The organism is Sphingomonas sp. SORGH_AS_0789 (assembly GCF_031453055.1).
Classification (GTDB): domain Bacteria; phylum Pseudomonadota; class Alphaproteobacteria; order Sphingomonadales; family Sphingomonadaceae; genus Sphingomonas.
Window position 1 is genome coordinate 3,842,501 of record NZ_JAVIYV010000001.1, and the last position, 23,497, is coordinate 3,865,997.

Below are 23,497 nucleotides of genomic sequence, written 5' to 3' on the forward strand. Positions count from 1 at the left end.
GTGCATCGCAGCAGCGATTGACGCAATTGCAACCTCAACAAATGTAGTTGCATAAAATGCAATCCATATCATCGGGGCGGCTGGGGCAGCGGGATCGCGGTGCTGTGCTTGATCTCCTCCATCGCGAAGGCGGCGCTGACATCGACCAGGCGGACGCGTTCGATGAGGCGCTTATAGACCCGGTCATAGGATTTGATGTCGGCCACGCGGATCTTGAGCAGATAGTCGATCTCCCCCGCCATGCGGTAGAACTCGACGACCTCGGGCATGTCGTTCACCGCCTTGGCGAAATCATCGAGCCAGGCGGCGGAATGCTCGGCGGTGCGCACGCTGACGAAGACGGTCATCCCCGCATCAAGCTTTTCCGGATCGAGCAGCGCCACCCGGCCGAGGATGATCCCCTCCTCCTCCAGCCGCCGGATGCGCCGCCAGCAGGCATTTTGCGAAAGATTCACCCGTGCGGCCACTTCAGCGACCGACAGGCTGGCATCCGCCTGGAGCTGGGCGAGGATGGCGGTGTCAATTTTATCGATCATATGGCCCTCACATGGGATTTTCTCACACCAAACACGGATTGAACCGCCAACTTTGGTATGATTTCGCGATGAGAACCGCATATCCTTTCCGGCAACGAAGGAAAATATGCCATGTTGATGACCGCGCCCCCCCGCCCCGCCACCGATGAGGATGCGATCCAGGGCGCAGTCGATGCGCTGGGCATCGCCGTCACGGAGAAGCCGGTCGACCGGCATTTCGTCGACGCCGCGCTGGCGGTGCTCGACCGGGATCGGCGCCGTTGCCCGGAAACGCCGCTGCTGGCCGTCACCCTCCCCTCGGCACCCCATGTCGACCTGTATCTGAAGGACGAGTCGGCGCATCCGACGGGCAGCCTGAAGCACCGGCTGGCGCGGTCGCTGTTCATCGGCGGGATCGTCGCGGGCGTCATTCGCGCGGGTCGCCCGCTGGTCGAGGCATCGTCGGGATCGACGGCGGTGTCGGAGGCCTATTTCGCGCGGCTGCTCGGCCTGCCCTTCCATGCCGTCATGCCCGCCAGCACCGCAGGCGCCAAGATCGCCGCGATCCAGGCGCAGGGCGGCCAATGCCATCTGGTCGAGCCGCACCGCCTATATGACGAGGCGCGCGACCTGGCCGATGCGCTGGGCGGCGTCTATCTCGACCAGTTCACCAATGCCGCGCCCGCGACCGACTGGCGCTGCGACAATATCGCCTCGGCGATCCTGACCCAGATGGCGGGCGAGCCGCATGCCGTTCCCGAATGGATCGTGGTGGGCGCGGGCACCGGCGGGACCGCCGCCACGATCGGGCGGCATTGTCGCTATCGCGGGCTGCCCACCCGGCTTTGTGTCGCCGATGTCGAGCATAGCGCCTTTTTCCAGGGCTATCGCGACGACGATCCCACCGCGCGCTGCCCCGCCCCGTCGCGGATCGAGGGGGTCGGCCGCCCTCGTGTCGAGCCATCCTTCCTGCCCGGTGCGATCGACCGGATGATGAAGCTGCCCGACGCCGTGTCGATCGCGGGGATGCGGATCGCGGGCGAGTGCCTGGGGCGGCCGGTGGGGCCGTCGACGGGCGCGAACTTCGTCGCCGCCGCGCTGCTGGCGCTGGACATGACCGCCGCCGGACGAGCCGGATCGATCGCCACGCTGATCTGCGACCATGGCGCGCGCTATGCCGATTGCCACCATGATCCGCGCTGGTTGGCGCATCAGGGGCTTGCCGAAAGCGTCGACGCTGCCGAGATGTCGCTTCGCACGATGTTGCTCAAGGACGCCGAATGACCATCAATCCGCTTCTCGCCGATACCGACCTTCCCGATTTCGCCGCCGTCCGGCCCGAGCATCTGGTCCCCGCCGCCCAGGCGCTGATAGCCGACGCCCGCGCCGCCGCCGACCGGATCGGCGGGTCCAACGCCAGCGATTTCGCCGATGTCGTGCTGGCCAGCGAGCGCGCGGGGTTCGCGATAGCGCGCGGCTGGTCGCCCGCCGGGCATCTTCATTCGGTCGCCGACACCCCCGAGCTGCGCGCCGCCTATGCCGAGGCGCAGGCGATGCTCGCCGAATATGGGCTGGAGGCCGGGCAGGACCCGCGCCTGTTCGCCGCGTTCAACCGGGTCGACCTCGCGCCGCTGACCGAGACCGAGGCCCGCGCGGTCGTGCTGGCGCGGCGCGATTTCACTTTGTCGGGCGTCGGGCTGGACGATGCGGCCAAGGCGCGCTTCCGCGAGATCGGGGTCGAGCTGAACAAGCTGACCACCGAGTTCGGCAATGCCGTGCTCGATTCGAGCGAGGCATGGGGCGAGCACGTCACCGACGAGGCGCTGCTGTCGGGCCTGACCGACAATGCCAAGGCGATCCTGGCCGCCTATGCCGCCGAGAAGGAACTGGATGGTTGGCTCGTCACGCTGCGCGAACCCAGCGTTCAGGCGATCCTGACCCAGGCCGACAATCGCGACCTGCGCGCCCGCGTCGCCAAGGCCTATGCCACCCGCGCCTCCGACCAGGCCGCCGATCCCGCCCATGACAACAGCGCCCGGATCGACCGCATCCTGGAGTTGCGCCATGAGGCCGCCCGGCTGCTGGGCTTTTCCGACGCCGCCGCGCGTTCGGTCGAGACCAAGATGGCGCAGTCGGCCGACGAGGCGCTGGCCTTCCTGTCCGACCTGGCCGCACGAGCCCGCCCGCTGGCCGAGCGCGAACTGGCCGAGGCGAGCGCCTATGCCGCCGAGACATTCGGCATCGCCAAGCTGGAGCCCTGGGACACCGGCTATGTCGCCGAGCATATGCGCCGCGAACGCTTCGGCGTCGATCGCGAGGCGATCCGCGCCTATTTCCCCCTGCCCCGCGTCATGGAGGGCACGACCGCGCTGATCGAGCGGCTCTATGGCATCCGCCTGGTCGAGCGGCCGGGCGTGTCGGTGTGGAATGCCGATGTCCGCTATTATGACGTGCAGGATGCGAGCGGCGAGATCGTCGCGGGCGTCTATTGCGATTTCCATGCGCGCGCAGGCAAGCGCGGGGGTGCCTGGATGGACGTGTGCCGTCCGCGCTTCCGCGATGCCGACCGGTTCCATCGGCCGATCGCCTATCTGACCTGCAACTTCCCGCCCGCGACGGGGGACACCCCTGCCCTGCTGGCGCATGGCGATGTCGTCACGCTGCTCCACGAATTCGGCCATGTGCTCCACCACCTGCTGACCGAGGTCGACCTGCCCTCGATCGGCGGGATTTCCAGCGTGGAATGGGATGCGGTCGAGCTGCCCAGCCAGTTCATGGAGAATTTCGCCTGGGACCGCGACACGCTGACCCAGCTGTCCGCGCATGTCGAAACCGGCGAGCCGCTGCCCGACGGCCTGTTCGCCAAGATGCTGGCGGCGCGGCGGTTCCAGGCCGGGCTGTTCCTGCTGCGCCAGATCGAGTTCGCGACCTTCGACCTGCGGCTGCATCGCGACTTCGACCCGGCGCAGGGCGGTCGGGTGATGGCGGTGCTGAATGCGGTGCGCGACGAGGTGGCGGTGATTCGCCCGCCCGAATGGAATCGCTTCCCGCACAGCTTCGCCCATATCTTCGCGGGCGGCTATGCGGCGGGCTATTACAGCTATCTCTGGGCCGAGCTGCTGTCGGCCGACGCCTTCGCCGCCTTTGCCGAGGAGGGCCAGGTGGCGGGCGACCGGTTCCGCCGCGAGGTGCTGGCGCGCGGGGCGAGTCGTCCGGCCGCCGAGAATTTCCGCGCGTTCCGCGGCCGCGCGCCGGAGCCGGATGCGCTGCTGCGCCATCACGGGCTGGCCGCCTGAGCCCAGGGGCCGGGTTCGCGCAGGCGGCCCGGCCCGTTTCGGGGCCGATCGCGTAACCGACGTGGGTTGCGGGAAAAAATTGTGCCTCATCGGTAACCGCCACGGCTTCTTAACCCTCTTTGCCATAACAGGGCGTGGCATGGAGGATGGGCCGTGAGCGGATCGGAACATATTGATTTTGAGCAGAGGCTGGCGGCGTTCGACTATGATGCGCGAAGCTATGCCACCTTCCCGATGGTCAAGCGCGCGATCGAACGGCACGCCCCCGCGGCGCTGACCGCGCTGTACCGTCACATCGCCAACACGTCGCAGATCCGGGGGCTGTTCGCGTCGCAGGCGCGGATGGACCATGCCCGCGACAAGCAGATGGAGCATTGGCGCAAGCTGTTCTCGCGCCCGCTCGACCGCGACTATGCCGCCTCCTCGACCCATATCGGGCAGGTCCATGCCCGGATCGGGCTGGCGCCGACCTGGTATATCAGCGGCTATGCGCGGATGCTGGAATATGTCCTGCCCAAGCTGATCCTCGGGCGGCTGCTCTGGCCCTTCGGCGCGCGGCGGCGTGCACGGGCGGCGACCGCGCTGGTCAAGGCGTCACTGATCGACATGGATATCGCGCTGGCCGCCTATTTCGAGGCCGAACAGGCCGGGCGCCGAGCCGTCATCGAACGCTGCGGCGCGGTGTTCGACCGGATGGCGAAGGGCGACCTGACCGCCTCGCTCGACGGGCTGCCGACCGAATATCAGGCGCTGGCCGACAGTTTCGAGGCGATGCGCACCCAGATGTGCGCGACGCTGGGCGTCGTGACCCAGTCGGGCGAGGAAATCCGCATCGGGTCGGGTGACATCCGGCTGGCCTCGGACGACCTGTCCGACCGCACCAAGCAGCAGGCCGCCTCGCTGGAGGAAACGGCGGCGGCGATGCAGCAGATCACCACCACGGTCCGCCAGACCGCCGATGGCGCCTCGCGCGCCAACCGGATCGTCGGCGAGGCGCGTCAGGAAGCCGAGGAATCGGGCCAGATCGTCCGCCGCGCGGTCGAGGCGATGGGCGGGATCGAGCGCGCCTCGTCCGAAATCAGCGAGATCATCAGCGTCATCGACGGCATCTCGTTCCAGACCAACCTGCTCGCGCTGAACGCAGGGGTCGAAGCGGCGCGCGCTGGCGAGGCGGGCAAGGGCTTCGCCGTCGTCGCGTCCGAAGTCCGCGCGCTCGCCCAGAGGTCCGCCGAGGCGGCCAAGGACGTCAAGACGCGCATCCTGGCTTCCTCCGATCAGGTCGGCACGGGCGTCGAACTGGTCAACGAGGCTGGCGAGGCGCTGCAGCGAATCATCGGGCGGATCGGCGAGATCAGCGAGTTGGTGTCGCAGATCGCGGCCTCGGCCGGACAACAGTCGATCGGGCTGCAACAGGTCAACACCGCGGTGTCCGAAATGGACGGCGTGACCCAGCGCAATGCCGCGATGGTCGAACAGGCCACCTCGTCCGCGCGCAAGCTGGCGCTGGAGGCCGAGACGCTGGCCCGCGAAGTCGCCCGTTTCCGGCTGACCGACATGACCGGCGATGCCGCCAACCCCGTTCACCGGATGCAGCGGCGGCTGGCGGCGGTCTGATCGGGCCTGACAGCGCGTTTTCCATTCACCGGGGAATGTTGCGACCGCCGTCATGTCCCCTACCCGTTCGCGCTGAGCGAAGTCGAAGCGCATGGGCAGCCTTTGCCGCCTGGCGAAGCCCTATTCCTTCGCCTTCGCGCGAGCAGACGGGTCCTGCCGGACTTGCCCGGCGCGCGCCACGGCGCACAACGCGAAAAACCACCCATGGACGACCAGGGCGGTTGAAGCTGTCAGCGATGTCGAAAGGATGGTGGAGCCGAGGGGGATCGAACCCCTGACCTTCGCAATGCCATTGCGACGCTCTCCCAGCTGAGCTACGGCCCCATCGATGTCGGCATGGCCCGGCGGGATGCGGGTCAGCCTGTCAGCAGCTTAGCTACCGACGTTCCTGCGGAATGGTGGAGCCGAGGGGGATCGAACCCCTGACCTTCGCAATGCCATTGCGACGCTCTCCCAGCTGAGCTACGGCCCCGTTCCGCTGTGGAGGCAGCCCACTAGCGGGGCCGCCGGGGCTCGGCAAGTACTTTTTTCAGGTCCCTGCCGAACCCCGTCGAACGACTTAGTGTTCGTCGTCCTCGCTGGACGTCTCGACGCCCAGATCGTCGTCGCCGCCCAGATCGACTTCATCGTCGGGCGAGGGCTCTTCGTCCTCACCGGTGATGTCCAGATCCTCGTCGTCGCCGCCCGCCAGATCGCTGTCGGCTTCCTTGTTCTCGGCCTTGACCTGCTCGAACGGCAGGGGCTGCTTCGACTTCAGGATGGGCTCGGGCTCCCACTGCGTCCCGCAATTGATGCAGGTCACGGGGTCGTCCTTTTCGAGGTCGTAAAAGCGCGTCGCGCATTTCGGGCACGTACGCTTCGTGCCCCATTCCGGCTTGATCATGCCGTTCATACCTTTCGGATTGGGTTTTCCGCCGGAGCGAAAAGTGGGCGCGCCTTGCCACAGCGCAAGGCCCCTGTCAAAAGCCCGCGCCATCTATGGCGCACACTCTTCCCCAGCCTCGCACCGTGCGAGCCGCCGCCGCCCTTCGCGGCACCATCGCCGTTCCGGGCGACAAATCGATCAGCCACCGCTCGCTGATGCTCTCCGCGCTCGCGGTCGGGCAAAGCCGGGTCCGGGGCCTGCTGGAGGGCGAGGACGTGCTCGCCACCGCCAGCGCGATGCGCGCGATGGGCGCCGACATCGTCCGGCAGGATGACGGGGTGTGGGTGATCCACGGCGTCGGCGTCGGCGGACTGCTCCAGCCCGAGACCGCGCTCGACATGGGCAATTCAGGCACTTCGACGCGCCTGCTGATGGGTCTGGTCGCCAGCCATCCGATCACCGCCACCTTCACCGGCGACGCCTCTTTGTCCAAGCGCCCGATGGGCCGCGTCATCGATCCGCTGTCGCAGATGGGTGCGCAGTTCCAGGACACGCCAGGCGGCCGCCTGCCCCTGATGGTCCGGGGTATCAGCCCGGCGGTGCCCATCCGCTACACCCTGCCCGTCGCCTCGGCCCAGGTGAAGTCGGCGATCCTGCTCGCGGGGCTCAACACACCGGGCGAAACGACGGTGATCGAGCCGATCGCGACCCGTGACCATAGCGAGCGGATGCTGGCGGGCTTCGGCGCCGAGCTGACCGTCACCCCCTCGCCTGAAGGTCGGATCATCACGATTCGCGGGCAAGCCGAGCTGAAGCCGCAGGATATCGTCGTGCCGGGCGACCCCTCCTCCGCCGCCTTCTGGCTGGTCGCGGGGTCGATCGTGCCGGGTGCCGATGTGACGATCACCAATGTCGGCATGAACCCGACCCGGACCGGCATCATCGCGGCGCTCAAGATGATGGGCGCGGACATCACCGAACTGGACGCCCGCATCGTCGGCGGCGAGCCGGTGGCCGACCTGCGCGTCCGCCATGCGCCCCTGACGGCGATCGAGGTTCCGCCCGAGCTGACGCCCAGCATGATCGACGAATATCCCGTGCTGTTCGTCGCCGCCGCCTTCGCGACAGGTACGACCATCGCACGCGGCGCGGAGGAACTGCGCGTCAAGGAGTCGGATCGCATCACCGCCATGGCCGAAGCGCTGGGCGCGTGCGGCGTCCGTTGCGAGGAATATGAGGACGGCATGGCCGTTACCGGCACCGGCGGCGACCCGATCCCCGGCGGCGCGACCATCGCGACCCTGCTCGACCACCGGATCGCCATGAGCATGACCATCGCCGCGCTGAACGCGCGTGATCCGATCACGCTGGATGATGCGGCCCCCGTCGCGACCAGCTATCCCGTCTTCTTCGACACGCTGGAGTCGCTGGGGGCGCTGGCATGATCATCGCGGTCGACGGCCCGGCGGCCAGCGGCAAGGGCACCATCGCCCGCGCGCTGGCCAGGCATTACGGGCTGCCCCATCTCGACACCGGACTGCTCTACCGCGCCGTAGCGGCGACGGTGCGCGCGATGCACCTCGACCCGACGCGCGAGGCCGATGCGGTCGCGGCGTGCAGCTTCGACGACAGCCTGCTCGCCGATCCGGCCTTGCGCGATGACGAGACGGGCAAGCTCGCCTCGGTCGTGTCGGCGCATCCGCTGGTCCGCGCCGCGTTGCTCCAGCGGCAGAAGCGCTTCGCCAACCAGCCGGGCGGTGCGATCCTCGACGGACGCGATATCGGCACGGTCATCGCCCCCGACGCCGACGCCAAGCTGTTCGTAAAGGCCAGCCCGCAGGTCCGCGCGCGGCGGCGGCATAACGAGCTGGCCGCCAACGGCTCGACCGCGAGCTTCGAGCAGGTGCTGGCCGACATCCGCGCCCGCGACGAACGCGACAGCGGCCGGGCGACGGCCCCCCTCACCCAGGCGGCGGATGCGGCGGCGCTGGATACGTCCAGCCTGACGATCGAAGCGGCGGTCGCCCGCGCGATCCAGTTCGTCGACGCCCAGGTCACGGCCAAGGGGCGCTAACATAATCCTCCCCAGCATGGGGAGGTGGCAGCGCGTCAGCGCTGACGGAGGGGGGCCAGCCCCAAAGGTCAAACCTATGCGGCACGCCCCCTCCACCACCGCTTCGCGGCGGTCCCCCTCCCCGTGCCGGGGAGGATAGCCTCACCTTGCACAAAACCCCATTTTCGGCTAAGGCACCCGCGCTCGCGGACCCTGTTCCGCGGAGAGGCTGACGCAGGGCCTTGCCCTCAGCGTCCTTTCCGCATTTGTCGCGGACCGCCGCTTTTCCGTGTTTCAGTCACATCTTCGGGCCTGGTGGCGTCGACATGGGGTCGGCGCGGCCATCGTCGAAGGCCGGGGCCGAATCCCCGACCGGAGGCGAAAAACTCTCAGGAACCTAACCCTTTTATGGCAACCAACCCCCAGCCCACGCGCGACGATTTCGCGGCGATGCTCGATGACATGTTCGGCGGTGCCGACAGCTTCGAGGGTCGCGTCGTGCATGGCACCGTCACCGCGATCGAAAACGACATGGCCGTCATCGACGTCGGTCTGAAGTCGGAAGGCCGTGTGCCCCTCCGCGAATTCGCTGCCCCCGGCCAGAAGGCCGACCTGAAGGTCGGTGACGAGGTCGAGGTCTATGTCGACCGCGTCGAGAACATGCACGGCGAAGCGATGCTCAGCCGCGACCGCGCGCGCCGCGAGGCCGCCTGGGACAAGCTGGAGCTCGAATTCTCGAAGTCGGCCCGCGTCGAAGGCGTGATCTTCGGCCGCGTGAAGGGTGGCTTCACCGTCGACCTGAACGGCGCCGTGGCGTTCCTGCCGGGCTCGCAGGTCGATATCCGCCCCGTCCGCGACGTCACCCCGCTGATGGACATCCCGCAGCCGTTCCAGATCCTGAAGATGGACCGCAAGCGCGGCAACATCGTCGTTTCGCGTCGCGCGGTCCTGGAAGAGACCCGCGCCGAGCAGCGTTCGGGCCTGATCCAGAGCCTGGCCGAGGGTCAGATCATCGACGGCGTCGTCAAGAACATCACCGATTACGGTGCGTTCGTCGACCTGGGCGGCATCGACGGCCTGCTGCACGTCACCGACCTGTCGTACAAGCGCGTCAATCATCCGTCGGAGATGATCGCGATCGGCGATACCGTGCGCGTCCAGATCATCCGCATCAACAAGGACACGCAGCGCATCTCGCTCGGCATGAAGCAGCTCGAGAGCGATCCGTGGGATGGCGCCGGCGCCAAGTACCCGGTCGGCGCGAAGCTGTCGGGCCGCGTCACGAACATCACTGAATATGGTGCGTTCGTCGAGCTGGAGCCGGGCATCGAAGGCCTGGTCCACGTGTCGGAAATGTCCTGGACCAAGAAGAACGTCCATCCGGGCAAGATCGTGTCGACCTCGCAGGAAGTCGATGTGGTCGTTCTCGAGGTCGATCAGGAAAAGCGCCGCATCAGCCTCGGCCTCAAGCAGGCTCAGGCCAATCCGTGGGAGGCGTTCGCCGCCGCTCATCCGATCGGCTCGACCGTCGAGGGCGAAGTCAAGAACGCGACCGAGTTCGGCCTGTTCATCGGCCTGGACAACGATGTCGACGGCATGGTCCACATGTCGGACATCGCCTGGGGCGTGTCGGGTGAGGATGCCCTCAACCTGCACCGCAAGGGCGAAGTCGTTCAGGCCGTGGTCCTGGACATCGACCCCGAGAAGGAGCGCATCTCGCTCGGCATGAAGCAGCTCGAGCGCGGCGGCCCGGTCGCCGGCGGCGTGGCTGCGGCTGGCGATCGCCTGAACAAGAACCAGGTCGTCACCGTGACCGTCCTCGAAGTCCGCGACGCAGGGCTGGAAGTCCAGGCGGGCGACGATGGTGCGACCGGCTTCATCAAGCGCACCGATCTGGGTCGCGACCGTGACGAGCAGCGCCCCGAGCGCTTCCAGGTCGGCCAGAAGTTCGACGCGATGGTCACCGGCTTCGATCGTTCGAAGAAGCCGACCTTCTCGGTCAAGGCGATGCAGATCGCCGAAGAGAAGCAGGCGGTGGCGCAGTACGGTTCGTCCGACTCGGGCGCGTCGCTGGGCGACATCCTGGGCGAAGCGCTGAAGGCGCGCGGCCAGAAGTAAGCCGTAAGGCCGGGACACATCCGCTTTGCCGGATGTGTCCCGGTTTCGCACGCAATGGAACCAGTCCGTCGCTTAATCGTATAATAAAATCGCTTTCAGCAGCGAGAAACACAGGTTAGGAACGGCGCGTCTGTAGCTTGGGACAAGACGATGATCCGTTCGGAACTGGTACAAAAAATCGGTCAACACAATCCGGGGCTGAACCCGCGCGAAGTCGAGTTGATCGTAACCATCTTCTTCGATGAGATTACCAAGCGGCTGGCCGATAACGGTCGTGTCGAACTTCGTGGTTTCGGTGCCTTTTCTACCCGCGCGCGCAGCGCCCGCACCGGCCGCAATCCCCGGACCGGCGAAACCGTGGATGTCGACGCCAAGCGCGTTCCCTATTTCAAGCCCGGCAAGGAAATGCGCGCCCGCCTGAACGTCGAGGGGGCCTGATCCTTCTTGCCGCCACGCGGCGGGCCGACCGGATCGGGTGAGGTTCCTGCTCCCCGATGATCGGTCCATGCTTGACGTGGGCGACAACCTCGTCTCTTCCTGTGCCCGTGCGCGGACGTGGCGAAACCGGTAGACGCTGCCGACTTAAAATCGGCTTCCTATGGAGTGCGGGTTCGAGTCCCGCCGTCCGCACCATCCTGTTGACCGGCGCGCTGCTTGCCACTTCGGCTTGCGAGCGGCGGGCCGATACGGGTGCGGTTATCGTCAGTGCGGTTCGGCCCTCCCCCGACAAGACGTCGCAGAGGCGCGACCCGGTCAATGCCAGCGGCGGCGACATGCCGCATCGGCTGCTGCGTGACTCCCTGGCGCAGGGGCTCGTGCGGTTCGACGCCAATGGGCAGATCGAGCCGGGGCTGGCCGAGCGCTGGATCGTCATCGACGAGGGCGGCAGCTATATCTTCCGGTTGCGCGAGGCGACGTGGAATGACGGGTCGCCCGTCACCGCCGAACAGGTCGTGCCGATCTTGCGCCGCCTGATCACGCCCGGCTCGGGCAATCCGCTTGCGCCGTTTCTGACCGCCATCGACGAGATCGTCGTGATGACGCCGCAAGTCATCGAGGTCCGGCTGTCGCGTCCGCGCCCCGATCTGCTGAAACTCTTCGCCCAGCCCGAAATGGCGATCATCGACCGCGCGCGTCATGGCACGGGGCCGTTCCGCATCGTCCGGGCCGGGCCCCCGCCCTTGCTCCGCCTGATCCCCGACCCTCGCCGCGCCGAGCCTGAAGACGATGCGACACCCGCGCCGGAGGACGATGTCCGCCTGATCGGCGAAAGCGCCGCACGGGGCATTCTTCGCTTTTCGCGCGGTGCGTCCGATCTGATGCTGGGCGGGCGGTTCGAGAATTGGCCGCTGCTCGATCTGGCGAAGATCGCCCCGGCGGCGGTGCGGGTCGATCCCGCCGCCGGGCTGTTCGGCTTTGCCATCGCCAGCCGGGACGGGTTTCTGCGGGATGCGGCGAACCGCCAGGCGCTGTCGGCCGTGTTCGACCGGGCCGCATTGCTCGGAGCGATCGCGCCCAATTGGGAGGCCAGCGACCGCCTGCTGCCCGATGCGCTGGATTCGGACGCGCCGCCGCAAATCCCCGGCTGGGCGCTGCTGACGCTGGACGAACGCCGCGCCGCCGCCCGTGCGCGCGTCGCGGCCTGGGGACAGCCGGTGCACCTGCGCATCGCCCTGCCGCAAGGGCCGGGGGCGAACATGCTGTACGGACAGGTCGGCGCGACTCTGCTCTCGGTCGGCATCGTGCCCGAGCGCGTCGCGCTGGACGCGCCCGCCGACCTCCGGCTGATCGATGCGGTCGCCCCCTTCGACAGCGCGCGCTGGTATCTCGCCACCGCCTGCGCGCCGTGCGGCGATGCCGCCCGTGCGGCCATCGAGCAGGCCCGGCTGGCGCCCACTCTGGCCGCCCGCAGCGCGGCGATCGCCGCCGCCGATGCCGCGCTCAACGCCGATACGCCCTATATCCCGCTGGCGCGTCCGCTGCGCTGGTCGCTGGTCAGCGGCCGACTGCGCCAGTTCCAGGCCAACAGCCGCGCCTGGCATCCATTGAACCGCCTGCGCGCCAACCCCAATTGAGGGGCATGGCCAAAGCGTCTTCCATCGACTCCTCGATCTTCGACAACCTTCCCCTGGACAAGGGGATCACCGCCAGTCGCCAACGGATCGAGGCGATGGAAAGGCTGTTGGAGCGCGTCGTCGTGCTGCCGGGGATCAATCGGCCGATCGGCCTCGACGTGATGCTGGGGCTGGTGCCCGTGATAGGCGACATCGCCGCCGCCGCGCTGGGCAGCTACATCATATGGGAAGCGCGCAATCTGGGCCTGTCACGGTTCCAGATGGCGCGGATGATGGCCAATGTCGGGTTCGACGCGGTGCTGGGCTTCGTACCGCTGATTGGAGATGCGGCGGACGTGCTGTTCCGGTCCAACACGCGCAACCTGCGGATCATCCGCAAGCATCTCGACAAGCATCATCCCTCCACCGTCACGGTGGAGGGATAAGCCGGCCTTCAGCGCTGACCGCGCCAGATCTTGATCGAGGCGCCGGGTTGCAGGCCGCCCTGATGCGCGGGGCAGCGGGTATAGCGGAACGCCTTGTTCAGGCAGATCCAGATTTCGTCCAGCCAGCCCTCGCGGGTCGCGGTGACGCGCATCATGTCCGCGGTCATGCCCCGGTTCGCGGCTGCCACCGCCGTCGCGACGTCACCGGCGGTCAGATTGCCCTGACGCGACAGCGCCATCATGTCCGGGAAGCGCAGGCCGTGATAGAGCGCATTGGACTGCTGGAAATAACGCGCCGGGCTGTAGCCCGCCATGCAGGTGCCATGCTTGGCCCATTCATGCTGCATCAGCTGCGCAGAGGGGGTGGCGCAGATGTGACGGCGGACCACCGCCTGGGGCAGGATCGCGGCCGGGCGACAATATTGCGGCCACTCCTTATCCTCGCCATCCGGCCACAGGCCGTGCAGCGTGAAGCCGAAACGGTTGCCCGTGCCGCACTGGAAGCGGCTGTCGCCCTTCGGATCGCGGCAATATTGCGGGCTCCAGGTGATCGCCAGCGTATAGCTGCCGATAGGCAGCACGCGGGTCGGCTGGCTGGCGCTGGGCAGGTCGGGGCGGATGCGCTGCGGCCCCGAGGGGGCGGTGCATTGCAGCGTCTGCGCCGACAGCATCTGCGGTGCGGCCAGCATCGCCAGCCCGATCAGGATCGTCTTCATGCTTCGTTCTCCTCGGCCTTGGCGCGATACCAGGCCAGCGCATTGGGCCGCAGCATCATCACCACCGCGACCAGCGACGCCGCCGCCTGCACCGCCGTCAGCACGCCGAACACCCCCTCCGCCAGCGCGCCGACCGACACCTGGTACAGAAAGCCCAGCAGGTTGAGCACGGTCATCACGATCAGCAGGCCCAGCCCGATCCGGCTCGCCAGACGGGTGGTCCACAGCGTCGCCAGCAGGAACAGCCCGATCAGCAGGACATTGGCGAAGATCGCGATGCCGACCCCCGCCTGCGCCACCGTATCGTTCCAGCCCAGCCCCGCCAGCACCACCAGCAACAGGATGGCGAGCAACGACAGCCGCTCGCCCAGGATCACCGATTTGGGTCGCAAGACCTTTCCCCTCTTCAGGCCACGGCTCAGGCCGCGGCGAAATCCAGCCCGATATCCGCCGCCGGGGCGGACTGGGTCAAGCGACCGACGCTGACATAGGTCACGCCCGTCTCCGCCAGCGCGCGGATCGTGTCCAGACGGACGCCGCCCGATGCCTCGGTGGGCACGCGGCCCGCGACCTTGGCGACGCCCTCGGCCAGCATCGCCGGGCCCATATTGTCGAGCAGCAGGTGCGTCGCGCCTGCCGCCAGGGCCGGTTCGATCTGGTCGAGCGTATCGACCTCGACGATGATCCGTGCGATCCCGGCCGCCTTCGCCGCCGCGACCGCCGGGCCGATGCCGCCCGCGACCGCGACGTGATTGTCCTTGATCATCGCCGCATCCCACAGGCCCATGCGGTGGTTCTGCGCGCCGCCCATGCGGGTGGCGTATTTCTCCAGCAGGCGCAGGCCGGGGATGGTCTTGCGCGTGTCGAGCAGCGTCGCCCCCGTCCCCGCCATGGCCGCGAAATAGGCCGCCGTCATCGTTGCGATGCCCGACAGGTGCTGGACGGTGTTGAGCGCGGACCGCTCGGCGGTCAGCATCGCGCGGGCCTGGCCCGACAGGCGGAGCAGCGCGGTGCCCGGCGCAACGGCCGCGCCGTCCTCGACCAGCCGCTCGATCGCGACCTCGGGGTCGAGGCGGCGGAAGAACGCCTCGGCAATGGGCAGCCCCGCGACGGTGATCGCATCGCGGCTGGCCATCGTGCCGACGAACCGGGCGCTCGCCGGGATGACGGCGGCGGAGGTGATGTCGCCGCCCGGCCCCATATCCTCGGCCAGCGTCGTGGTGACGAAGCCGTCGAGGTCGAAGCCCTCGATCACGAACGCGGGCCCAGGTCGCCCTTGCCAACCGTCCCGCTCGCCAGCGTCAGCATCGCGTCGAGGCTCTTCTTGGCCTGGAGCCGCAGCCCCTCCTCGATCTCGACGCGCGGGGTCAGGTCGCGCAGCGCGAGGTACAGCTTCTCCATCGTGTTCAGCGCCATGTACGGGCAGATGTTGCAGTTGCAGTTGCCGTCCGCGCCGGGGGCGCCGATGAAGGTCTTGCCCGGCATCGCCTTCTGCATCTGGTGGATGATGTGCGGTTCGGTCGCGACGATCAGCGTGTCGCCGGTGATACCTTGCGCGAATTCCAGGATGCCGCGCGTCGAGCCGACATAATCGGCGTGATCCAGGATGACGGCGGGGCATTCGGGATGCGCGGCGATCGGCGCATCGGGATGCTCGGCGCGCAGCTTCAGCAGCTCGGTTTCGCTGAACGCCTCGTGCACGATGCACACGCCCGGCCATAGCAGCATGTCACGCCCCGTCTTGCGCGCCAGATAGCCGCCCAGATTGCGGTCGGGGCCGAAGATGATCTTCTGTGCCGGGTCGATCTGCGCCAGGATCTGCTCGGCGGAGGACGACGTCACGATGATGTCGGACAGCGCCTTCACCTCGGTCGAGCAGTTGATATAGGTCAGCGCGATATGGTCGGGGTGCTGCGCGCGGAACTCGGCGAACTGCTCGGGGGGACAGCTATCCTCCAGGCTGCACCCGGCCGCCATGTCGGGCAGCACGACGATCTTGTCGGGCGACAGGATCTTGGCCGTCTCCGCCATGAAGCGCACGCCGCAAAAGGCGATGACGTCCGCATCGGTCGCCTGCGCCTTGCGGCTGAGGTCCAGGCTGTCGCCGACGAAATCGGCCAGGTCCTGAATCTCGGGCTTCTGGTAATAATGGGCGAGGATGACGGCGTTGCGTTCCTTGCGGAGCCGGTCGATCTCGGCGCGCAGGTCGAGGCCCGTCAGATTCGTCTGGATGGTCATGTTTCCTCCCCTAAGCGCAAGGCGGTGCGCCGACAATCGGGCACGTCATCCGCCGTTGCCCAGAACCTCCTGAACCGTCCGGGTCGTGTCCCAGCGTTCGTCGTCCCCGGCCTCGTCGGCGTAGCGGACCTTGACGGTCGCATCGACCCCGGCGGCGCGCAGCGGCATCGCGAAGCTGCGTTCGACCGCGCGGCGGGTGGCGTCGCGCGCCAGCTTCATCGGCGCGGGGCCTCGCGCCTGTCGCATCAGTTCGACCTGTCCGGCGGTGCGGTTGGCGGCGTCCAACCGCTGCTCCGCATCGGTAAAGGTGGTCAGCACCCCGCCCGAGCCATATTCGCGGATCGCCGCCATATCGACCTGCGGGCCGTCGATCTCGAGCGGCGGCAGGGTGACGGTCAGCACATGGTCGCCCGCATCCCAGCGGACATCCTGCTGGCGCAGCTTGCCCAGATCGACCTCATAGCGGACCATGCCCGGCATGATGAGCGTCCGCTCGGTCGAAAAGCCCAGTTGCGACTGGCGCGAGGTGACGACCGCGACATAGCGGGCGGCAAAGGCCGACAGCCGGTTCTGTTCGCGCAGGCCCTCCAGGCTGGCGCGCGCGATGGTGGTGGGATCGGGGGTCAGCCGGTCGGCGACGTAACGCTGTACCCCCCAGGCCGCGATCAGCCCGGCCAGGACCAGCAGGACGAGGACGCCCGCCGCCTTGGCCATGAACAGGCCGAAGCCGCCGCGCCGCGTCTCGACCGGCGGGGTCACGCCGCGATCGTCCATGATGCTCCCTCCTCGCGGACCAGTCCCCGCATTCGCAGATCGTAAAGATGCGCCAGCACCGAGCGTTCCGCCGCGGGCAGCAATTTGGGGTTCAGCCCGACATACATGCGCGCGGTCATCGCGGCTATGTCGAGCGGATCGCCGCCGCCCAGCAGGCGCAATATCTGCCCCTCGCGCTGCTTGCGATGGCCCAGCATCCCGCGCACCAGACGCTGCGGATTGTCCACCGCCTCGCCATGCCCCGGATAATAGACGCGGTCGTCGCGCTCCATCAGCTTTTCGAGGCTGGCCATATAGGCGCCCATGTCGCCATCGGGGGGCGAGACGATGCTGGTCGACCAGCCCATGACGTGATCGCCGGAGAACAGCGCCTTGGTCTCGGGCAGCGCGAAGGCGAGATGGTTGGAGGTATGGCCCGGCGTCGCCAGGGCGGTCAGCGTCCAGCCATCGCCCGACACCCCCTCCCCCTCGGCCAGCACCCGGTCTGGCGCATAGTCGCGGTCGAACGCGGCATCGGACCGGCCGCCTTCGTAATCGGGCGCGAAGGGCACGGCGCCGACGACGGGCGCCCCCGTCGCGCGGGCGAGCGGGCGACTGGCCGGACTGTGATCGCGGTGATGATGGGTGACCAGGATCGCGGCGACCGGACGCCCGGCGATCGCGTGCAACAGGGCCTCCAGATGGGCGGGATCGTCGGGGCCGGGATCGATCACCGCCACGTCGCGGTCACCGACGATATGCGTCTGCGTCCCCGTATAGGTGAAGGGTGAAGGATTGGGAGCGAGCACGCGGGAGACCAGCGGCTCAAGCAGGATCGGAATGCCGGTCGGGTGCTCAGCCATCCCGCATCATGTGGGCAAGCCGCCGATAAAGAGCAACCCCTGTACCCATTGACCGGGCACAGGGGTCGAGGGGGGTAAAGTCGGGGCGGATCAATCCGCGTCGCGGTCCGCCATTTCGGCCTTCAGCTCCGCCGTCGCCTCGTTCAGCCCCTTCAGGGCATCGCGCCGGGCGTCTTCGGACAGGTTGCGGTCACGATTGATCGAGGCGCGGGCGCTCTCGATGCTGGCGAGCGCGATCCGCATGTTGGTCTGGGCCGAACGCTGGGCGTTCAGGGCGGACAGCGACGCCAGGCGCGCGGATTGCTCGATCCGGTCGGTGCAGATGATCGTGACCTGCCGCCGGGTCTCGCCGTCGACGGTGGTATAGCTGGTCCGGCTGTCGCTGCCGCTCGTGCCGCAGCTGCGCGACTGGACGATCGGCATCGGGGGCATCGGCACCATCGGGACGACAGCGTTGCGGTCGAAAATCCGGACCTTGTGCCCGTTGCGCAAGGTGACGACGCGGATGCGCGGCCCGGCCGGGGCCTGGGGCGCGGCGGGCGGTTCGACGGCCGGCGAGGTGGTCGGCACGGCAGGAATGGCGGGCGGGGCGGGCGGGGTCGCCGCGATGGCGACGGCGGGTTTGGCGGTCACGACCGGGGCGATCGGCGCGGATGGTGCGGTGGGCGGGTCGGACAGCTCGGGTGCCGTCTGGGCAACCGCGGGCAGGACCGCCGCCGTGCTGGTCAGGTCGACGCCGATGGTCCGCTCGACCCGCTCGGTCAGTGCCGCCGCCGCCGGGGTGCCCGACGCCGTCAGGCCAAGCCCGGCCAGCACGAGCAGCGATACGCTCGCCCCGCCCGCCACCAGCTGGCGACGCGAAGTCGGAGAAGTCGTCAACATCTTCAGCCTCCCTTTCAGATCCTCGATGGTGTGCAGGTGACAGGCGCCCGACAGCGCGCGGCCATGCGCGGCCTTCACGATGGCGCAGGCATAGACATGCCGGTCGGCGCGGCTGCGCCCCTTCAGGACACGCGCGTCATTGGCCAGTTCCTGATCGGCACGAAAGGCGTGGAAGGCCCGCCACGCCAGCGGGTTGAACCAGTGGAGCGCCAGCACGCCCAGCGCGATCCAGTTGGCGATCAGATCGCCGCGCGCATGGTGGCCCAGCTCATGCGCCAGCGCCAGGTCGCGCTCGTCGGCGTCGTAACGCTCGGCGAAATCGCGCGGAAAGGCGACATAGCGGTGCCAGATCCCGAAGGCGAGCGGCCCCGGCGCGCCGTCGCTGGCGACCACGCGCACGCCCTTGACCGCATCCAGCGTCTCCGCCGTGGCGAGCAACCGCGTGCGGAACCGCCAATGGCGCAGCAGCTGGAACCCCAGAAAGCCCCCCGCCCCGACGATCCAGACCAGCGCCACCGCCTGCGCCACCATCGGCCAGAGGCTGGGCGCGGCGAGCGGCGCGGGCAGCTGCTCGGCCATCGGCACCATGACATAGGTGGTGAAACGTTCGCTGGCCGCCGCCAGCGGCGGGGTAGCCTGTTCCGACAGGCCGCGCGGCAACGGGGGCAGGACCAGCCGGAGCAGCGGCAGCGCCCAGAGCGCATAGGCGACCTGCGGCCCGAAGGCCCGGCGGACATGCCCCCGCGCCAGCAGCACCAGCGCCATCAGCAGGGCAGAGGCGATCATCGCCTCCACCGCCCAGCCCAGTTGCGCGCCGCTCACGCCTTCAGCTCCTTGAGCAGCGCCTCGATCTCGGAAATATCCTGCGCGGTCAGTTCGTCGCGCTCGGCCAGATGCGCGACCAGCGGGGTCAGGCGGCCGCCGAACAGCCGGTCGATCAGGCGGCGGGACTCGCCCACGACATAATCGTCACGCGCCACCAGCGGGCGATAGAGATAGCGCCGCCCCTGCTCCTCATGCGCGATCGCTTCCTTGGCCAGAAGACGGCCGAGCAGCGTCTTGACGGTGTTGGTGGTCCAGCCGCGTTCGGGATCGACCCGCTCGGCAACATCCTGCGCGGTCAGCGGCGAGTCCTCCCACAGGACCTCCATCACCGCATGTTCGGCATCGCTGATACGCTCGGCCATCGACTCGCCCCTTCATTGACTACGCTCGTAATCGTACGCCGATTACAGGTGTAGTCAATGGGTCGATCGCTTGGTCCTGGAGATGAGAGATGATCGCCACAAAAAAGGAGGCCGGATAGAAACCCGGCCTCCTCTTCTTGCGCCCGTAAAGGTCGGCGATCAGGCCGACTTCACGTCCTGGACCAGCTCGGCCAGCTCGCCGCTTTCGTACATCTCCATCATGATGTCCGAACCGCCGACGAACTCGCCCTTGACGTACAGCTGGGGAATGGTCGGCCAGTCCGAATAGGCCTTGATCCCCTGGCGGATGCCCTGGTCCTGGAGCACGTCGACGCTTTCGAACGGCACGTCGAGATGGTTGAGGATCGCCACCGCGCGGCTGGAAAAGCCGCATTGCGGGAAAAGGGGCGTGCCCTTCATGAACAGCAGGACGGCATTGTCCTTTACCAGCGCATCGATCCGCGCATTCGTGTCATCGGTCATATCGGTCGTTCCTGAATAAGATCGAAAAGGGTCAGGCGGTCGGTTCGGCACCCGCCGGAACCGCCGTGGTCAGTTGCAGTGCGTGGAGTTCGCCCCCCATGCGTCCGCCCAGCGCGGCATAGACGGCGCGGGTCCGCGCGACCCGGCTCATCCCCGCAAAGCTGGCGGCCACGACATGCGCGGCATAATGGTCGCCGTCCCCGGCCAGATCGGTGATCTGGACCTCGGCATCGGGAATGGCGGTGCGGATCATCGCGGCGATATCGTCGGCGGCCATCGGCATGTCAGCGGCTTTCCATCAATTGGCGGCGCGCCTCGACCTGCTGTTCGTCCAGCGCGCGGCGGACCTCGGCTTCCTCGACGTCGATCCCGGCGGCGGTCAGGTCGCCCAGCAGCTTGCGGATCACGTCCTCGTCACCGGCCTCCTCGAAATCGGCCTGGACCACCGCCTTGGCATAGGCGTCGGTCTCGGCGGGCGTCAGCTTCATCCGCTCCGCCGCCCATTGCGCGACCAGGCGGTTGCGGCGCGCGGTGATTCGGAACATCATCTCCTGATCCGCCACGAACCCGGCCTCCAACCCGCGCCTGCGTTCGTCAAAACTATCCATTGGTCCGCCATCCCCCTGCCCCTCGGGGCACTGATCCAAGTCTCCGAGATAGGCACCGCCGCGCCGACGCGCAACCGATCCGAAACGGCGCCCGATTGTCGCGCCGAACCGAGGAACAGCCGCGCCCGTTCGTGCGTAATGTTCATGACATATAAACATAAGGATGGCGACGCCCGAGCAGTCGCCTCCGACCGAGATCGGCGATCGCCTCCGAACCCGGATCGCGACGCCTAGGATGAGGAGAGTCCGATGCGCGCGCCCCTGTCCCGGCCGCCCGTTGCCGCATACCCCAACGCCCCGGCGATCGAGGGGATCATCAACGGCATGATCGGCGCCTTGGCGCTATGGGCGGCCATCGCCGCCGTCATACTCGCGCTGACCTGACCGCCCCGTCATCAGGCGACGCCACGACCCGCGAGGGTCGCGGCAAGCGCCTCAGGCGATCGGGGTCGCTTCGGGCGGCAAACGGCGACGCCCCTCGATCCAGGGGCGTCCCTGCGCCATTTCGCCCTCGAACGCGTCGATCGCGCTGTCCCGCGCCAGGGTGAGGCCGATCTCGTCGAGGCCGTTCATCAGGCATTCGCGGCGGAACGGATCGAGCTCGAACGGAAAGCGATCCTGAAAGGGCGTGGTGACGCTCATGGTTTCCAGATCGACCGTGATGGGCTGATCCTGCGCCACCTCGACCAGCCGGTCGACCGCTTCCTGCGGCAGGACGACGGGGACGATGCCGTTCTTGAACGCATTGCCCGAGAAGATGTCCGAGAAGCTGGGCGCGATGACCGCGCGGATGCCCATGTCGGCCAGCGCCCAGGCGGCATGTTCGCGGCTGGAGCCGCACCCGAAATTGTCGCCCGCGATCAGGATCGGCGCTCCGGCATAGCGCGGATCGTCGAAGATATTGCCGGGCTGTGCGCGCACCGTCTCGAACGCGCCGCGCCCCAGCCCTGCGCGGCTGATCGTCTTCAACCAGTGCGCCGGGATGATGACGTCGGTGTCGATATTCTTGGCACCCCAGGGATAGGCGGTGCCGGATACGGTCGTAACCGGATTCATGCGATAGTCCTGTTCATCGCCGGTCCCGCCCCGCAACACATGCGGGGCCGGGCGTCAGCGGCGTTGTTCGGCGGTGGCGGGCTTGGAGGCCACCCCGGCGGCATAGGCGGCCGCGCCGCACAGCACCGCGCCGGTCACCAGCATCACCAGTACATGTTTCATGCTGCCGTCACTCCCCTGTTCTCTTCACCGTCCTCGTGCGGCATCAACGCTCTAACATCGGAAAGGCGCCCGGTCACGGCCGCTGCGGCCGCCATCGCCGGTGACAGCAGATGCGTCCGCGCCCCCGGCCCCTGCCGCCCGACGAAATTGCGGTTGGAGGTCGAGGCACAACGCTCGCCCGGCGGCACCTTGTCGGGGTTCATCGCCAGGCACATCGAACAGCCCGGCTCACGCCATTCGAAGCCCGCCTGGACGAAGACGCGGTCCAGCCCCTCGGCTTCGGCCTGGCGCTTGACCAGCCCCGATCCCGGCACGACCAGCGCACGCACGCCGTCCGCCACGCGGCGATCGCGCGCCACGGCGGCGGCGGCGCGCAGATCCTCGATCCGGCTGTTGGTGCAGCTGCCGATGAAGACATGCTGGATCGCCACGTCCTGCATCGCGGTGCCCGGCTCCAGCCCCATATAGTCCAGCGACTTGCGCGCCGCCGCCCGCTTGGACGGGTCGGCGAAGCTGTCGGGATCGGGGACCACGCCGGTGATCGGCACCACATCCTCGGGGCTGGTGCCCCAGGTCAGATTGGGGGCGATGTCGGCGGCGTCGAGCGTCACGACCTTGTCGTACACCGCGCCCGGATCGCTGGGCAGTGTCCGCCACCAGGCGACCGCCTTGTCCCAGTCCGCCCCCTGCGGCGCCATGGGGCGGCCCTTCAGATAGGCGAAGGTCGTCTCGTCCGGCGCGATCAGGCCGGCGCGCGCGCCGCCCTCGATCGACATGTTGGCGATGGTCAGGCGACCCTCGACCGACAGGTTGCGGATCACGCTGCCGGTGAATTCGATGACATGGCCGGTGCCGCCCGCCGCGCCGATCTTGCCGATGATCGCGAGCACCACGTCCTTGGCCGACACGCCATGGCCCAGCACGCCGTCGACGCGGACCTCCATCGTCTTGGACGGCGACAGGAGCAGCGTCTGGGTCGCCAGCACATGCTCGACCTCCGACGTGCCGATGCCGAAGGCCAGCGCGCCCAGCGCGCCATGCGCCGAGGTGTGGCTGTCGCCGCAAACCAGCGTGGTGCCCGGCAGGGTGAAGCCCTGTTCGGGGCCAACGACATGGACGATGCCCTGCGCGGCCGCCGTCGCATCGATATAGTCGACGCCGAACTCGGCGGTGTTCCGGCGCAAGGCGTCGAGCTGCTGCGCGCTTTCGGGATCGGCGATAGGCAGCAGCCGTCCCGCCGCGTCCAGCCGCGGAGTGGTCGGCAGATTATGGTCGGGCACCGCCAGCGTCAGTTCGGGACGGCGGACCTTGCGACCGGCCGCGCGTAGCCCCTCAAAGGCCTGCGGGCTCGTCACCTCATGGACGAGGTGGCGGTCGATATAGATGAGGCAGGTGCCGTCGGGCCGCCGTTCGACAACGTGCGCGGCCCAGATCTTCTCGTACAGAGTCTGGGGTCGTTGGGCCATGATGCGGGCGCTGTTATCCGAAAAGATGCGCGCCGCAAAGGTGCGGCGCAATGTTATTTCGCTTTGCGTGCGGATTCCCGTGGCCTTCGACTTCGCTCAGGCTGAACGGAGCGAGGGAAGAG

Annotated in this window: 24 protein-coding genes, 3 tRNA genes and 1 pseudogene; 11 read left to right on the forward strand and 17 right to left on the reverse strand. The window is 68.0% G+C overall.

The window, feature by feature from the left end; all coding sequences use genetic code 11:
* Positions 1-68: 68 nt before the first annotated feature.
* Positions 69-536 (reverse strand): Lrp/AsnC family transcriptional regulator, encoded by a 468-nt coding sequence (locus QE360_RS17290; RefSeq protein ID WP_309703552.1) that lies wholly within the window; start codon positions 534-536, stop codon positions 69-71.
* Positions 537-647: 111 nt separating this feature from the next.
* Here QE360_RS17290 and QE360_RS17295 point away from each other — a divergent pair, with 111 nt between their 5' ends.
* The 3 genes from QE360_RS17295 (at position 648) to QE360_RS17305 (ending at position 5,425) form a co-directional block, all read left to right on the forward strand.
* On the forward strand, positions 648-1,799 hold the full coding sequence (locus QE360_RS17295) for a pyridoxal-phosphate dependent enzyme (protein ID WP_309703554.1): 1,152 nt from the start codon (positions 648-650) through the stop codon (positions 1,797-1,799).
* Complete coding sequence (locus QE360_RS17300; protein ID WP_309703556.1) at positions 1,796-3,811, forward strand: M3 family metallopeptidase; 2,016 nt, start codon at positions 1,796-1,798, stop codon at positions 3,809-3,811. The genes QE360_RS17295 and QE360_RS17300 overlap by 4 nt, the downstream gene beginning before the upstream one ends.
* Before the next feature lie 153 nt (positions 3,812-3,964).
* Positions 3,965-5,425, forward strand: a complete 1,461-nt coding sequence (locus QE360_RS17305; protein ID WP_309703558.1) for a globin-coupled sensor protein — start codon at positions 3,965-3,967, stop codon at positions 5,423-5,425.
* Between the two features lie 248 nt (positions 5,426-5,673).
* Here QE360_RS17305 and QE360_RS17310 read toward each other — a convergent pair.
* The 3 genes from QE360_RS17310 to QE360_RS17320 all read right to left on the reverse strand — a co-directional run bounded on the left by QE360_RS17310 (position 5,674) and on the right by QE360_RS17320 (position 6,308).
* A tRNA-Ala gene (locus tag QE360_RS17310) sits at positions 5,674-5,749 on the reverse strand.
* A 72-nt stretch (positions 5,750-5,821) separates the two neighbouring features.
* Positions 5,822-5,897, reverse strand: a tRNA-Ala gene (locus QE360_RS17315).
* Between the two features lie 87 nt (positions 5,898-5,984).
* Complete coding sequence (locus QE360_RS17320) at positions 5,985-6,308, reverse strand: TIGR02300 family protein (RefSeq protein WP_307104832.1); 324 nt, start codon at positions 6,306-6,308, stop codon at positions 5,985-5,987.
* Between the two features lie 95 nt (positions 6,309-6,403).
* Here QE360_RS17320 and aroA point away from each other — a divergent pair, with 95 nt between their 5' ends.
* From aroA to QE360_RS17355, 7 genes and pseudogenes are all read left to right on the forward strand, one after another.
* A complete protein-coding gene (aroA, locus tag QE360_RS17325; protein WP_309703560.1) occupies positions 6,404-7,735 on the forward strand; it encodes a 3-phosphoshikimate 1-carboxyvinyltransferase in 1,332 nt (443 codons plus the stop codon).
* Entirely contained in the window at positions 7,732-8,364 is a 633-nt protein-coding gene (cmk, locus tag QE360_RS17330) for a (d)CMP kinase (RefSeq protein ID WP_309703562.1), read from the forward strand. Before aroA ends, cmk begins: the two co-directional genes overlap by 4 nt.
* A gap of 387 nt (positions 8,365-8,751) precedes the next feature.
* Positions 8,752-10,461 carry a 30S ribosomal protein S1 gene (rpsA, locus tag QE360_RS17335; RefSeq protein ID WP_307104474.1) on the forward strand — a complete coding sequence of 570 codons (1,710 nt, stop codon included), beginning with the start codon at positions 8,752-8,754 and terminating at the stop codon, positions 10,459-10,461.
* A gap of 123 nt (positions 10,462-10,584) precedes the next feature.
* A pseudogene (locus QE360_RS17340) lies at positions 10,585-10,899 on the forward strand (integration host factor subunit beta); the annotation flags it as partial.
* A gap of 111 nt (positions 10,900-11,010) precedes the next feature.
* Positions 11,011-11,094 (forward strand) — tRNA-Leu (locus QE360_RS17345).
* Between the two features lie 5 nt (positions 11,095-11,099).
* Positions 11,100-12,536 carry an ABC transporter substrate-binding protein gene (locus tag QE360_RS17350; RefSeq protein ID WP_309703566.1) on the forward strand — a complete coding sequence of 479 codons (1,437 nt, stop codon included), beginning with the start codon at positions 11,100-11,102 and terminating at the stop codon, positions 12,534-12,536.
* A gap of 5 nt (positions 12,537-12,541) precedes the next feature.
* Positions 12,542-12,961, forward strand: coding sequence for a DUF4112 domain-containing protein (locus QE360_RS17355; protein WP_307104471.1), 420 nt, complete (start codon positions 12,542-12,544; stop codon positions 12,959-12,961).
* A gap of 8 nt (positions 12,962-12,969) precedes the next feature.
* On the opposite strand, the gene QE360_RS17360 is transcribed toward QE360_RS17355, so the two are convergent.
* From QE360_RS17360 to QE360_RS17410, 11 genes are all read right to left on the reverse strand, one after another.
* The gene (locus QE360_RS17360) at positions 12,970-13,677 is read right to left on the reverse strand and encodes a ribonuclease T2 family protein (RefSeq protein WP_309703568.1); all 708 of its coding nucleotides are present in this window, start codon (positions 13,675-13,677) and stop codon (positions 12,970-12,972) included.
* The gene (locus QE360_RS17365) at positions 13,674-14,069 is read right to left on the reverse strand and encodes a hypothetical protein (protein WP_309703570.1); all 396 of its coding nucleotides are present in this window, start codon (positions 14,067-14,069) and stop codon (positions 13,674-13,676) included. The genes QE360_RS17360 and QE360_RS17365 overlap by 4 nt, the downstream gene beginning before the upstream one ends.
* Positions 14,070-14,095: 26 nt before the next feature.
* A complete protein-coding gene (gene nadC / locus QE360_RS17370) occupies positions 14,096-14,932 on the reverse strand; it encodes a carboxylating nicotinate-nucleotide diphosphorylase (RefSeq protein WP_309703572.1) in 837 nt (278 codons plus the stop codon).
* Entirely contained in the window at positions 14,929-15,915 is a 987-nt protein-coding gene (gene nadA, locus QE360_RS17375) for a quinolinate synthase NadA (RefSeq protein ID WP_309703576.1), read from the reverse strand. Before nadA ends, nadC begins: the two co-directional genes overlap by 4 nt.
* Before the next feature lie 45 nt (positions 15,916-15,960).
* On the reverse strand, positions 15,961-16,689 hold the full coding sequence (locus QE360_RS17380; protein WP_307104463.1) for a DUF4230 domain-containing protein: 729 nt from the start codon (positions 16,687-16,689) through the stop codon (positions 15,961-15,963).
* A complete protein-coding gene (locus QE360_RS17385; RefSeq protein WP_309703578.1) occupies positions 16,671-17,531 on the reverse strand; it encodes an MBL fold metallo-hydrolase in 861 nt (286 codons plus the stop codon). The genes QE360_RS17380 and QE360_RS17385 overlap by 19 nt, the downstream gene beginning before the upstream one ends.
* A gap of 90 nt (positions 17,532-17,621) precedes the next feature.
* Positions 17,622-19,235, reverse strand: a complete 1,614-nt coding sequence (locus tag QE360_RS17390; protein WP_309703583.1) for a M56 family metallopeptidase — start codon at positions 19,233-19,235, stop codon at positions 17,622-17,624.
* Positions 19,232-19,600: a BlaI/MecI/CopY family transcriptional regulator gene (locus QE360_RS17395; RefSeq protein ID WP_307104458.1), complete on the reverse strand. Its 369-nt coding sequence runs from the start codon at positions 19,598-19,600 to the stop codon at positions 19,232-19,234. The genes QE360_RS17390 and QE360_RS17395 overlap by 4 nt, the downstream gene beginning before the upstream one ends.
* Before the next feature lie 159 nt (positions 19,601-19,759).
* Positions 19,760-20,083 carry a Grx4 family monothiol glutaredoxin gene (gene grxD, locus QE360_RS17400; RefSeq protein WP_307104456.1) on the reverse strand — a complete coding sequence of 108 codons (324 nt, stop codon included), beginning with the start codon at positions 20,081-20,083 and terminating at the stop codon, positions 19,760-19,762.
* 31 nt (positions 20,084-20,114) lie between these two features.
* Complete coding sequence (locus QE360_RS17405; protein WP_307104454.1) at positions 20,115-20,366, reverse strand: BolA family transcriptional regulator; 252 nt, start codon at positions 20,364-20,366, stop codon at positions 20,115-20,117.
* Position 20,367: 1 nt separating this feature from the next.
* Positions 20,368-20,691, reverse strand: coding sequence for a DUF1476 domain-containing protein (locus tag QE360_RS17410; RefSeq protein WP_309694350.1), 324 nt, complete (start codon positions 20,689-20,691; stop codon positions 20,368-20,370).
* Between the two features lie 249 nt (positions 20,692-20,940).
* Here QE360_RS17410 and QE360_RS17415 point away from each other — a divergent pair, with 249 nt between their 5' ends.
* Entirely contained in the window at positions 20,941-21,075 is a 135-nt protein-coding gene (locus tag QE360_RS17415) for a hypothetical protein (protein ID WP_309703585.1), read from the forward strand.
* Positions 21,076-21,126: 51 nt separating this feature from the next.
* Here QE360_RS17415 and leuD read toward each other — a convergent pair whose 3' ends face one another.
* Both leuD and leuC read right to left on the reverse strand, forming a co-directional pair.
* Positions 21,127-21,747 carry a 3-isopropylmalate dehydratase small subunit gene (gene leuD / locus QE360_RS17420; protein ID WP_307104448.1) on the reverse strand — a complete coding sequence of 207 codons (621 nt, stop codon included), beginning with the start codon at positions 21,745-21,747 and terminating at the stop codon, positions 21,127-21,129.
* A 158-nt stretch (positions 21,748-21,905) separates the two neighbouring features.
* The gene (gene leuC, locus QE360_RS17425; RefSeq protein ID WP_309694341.1) at positions 21,906-23,375 is read right to left on the reverse strand and encodes a 3-isopropylmalate dehydratase large subunit; all 1,470 of its coding nucleotides are present in this window, start codon (positions 23,373-23,375) and stop codon (positions 21,906-21,908) included.
* Between the last annotated feature and the right edge of the window lie 122 nt (positions 23,376-23,497).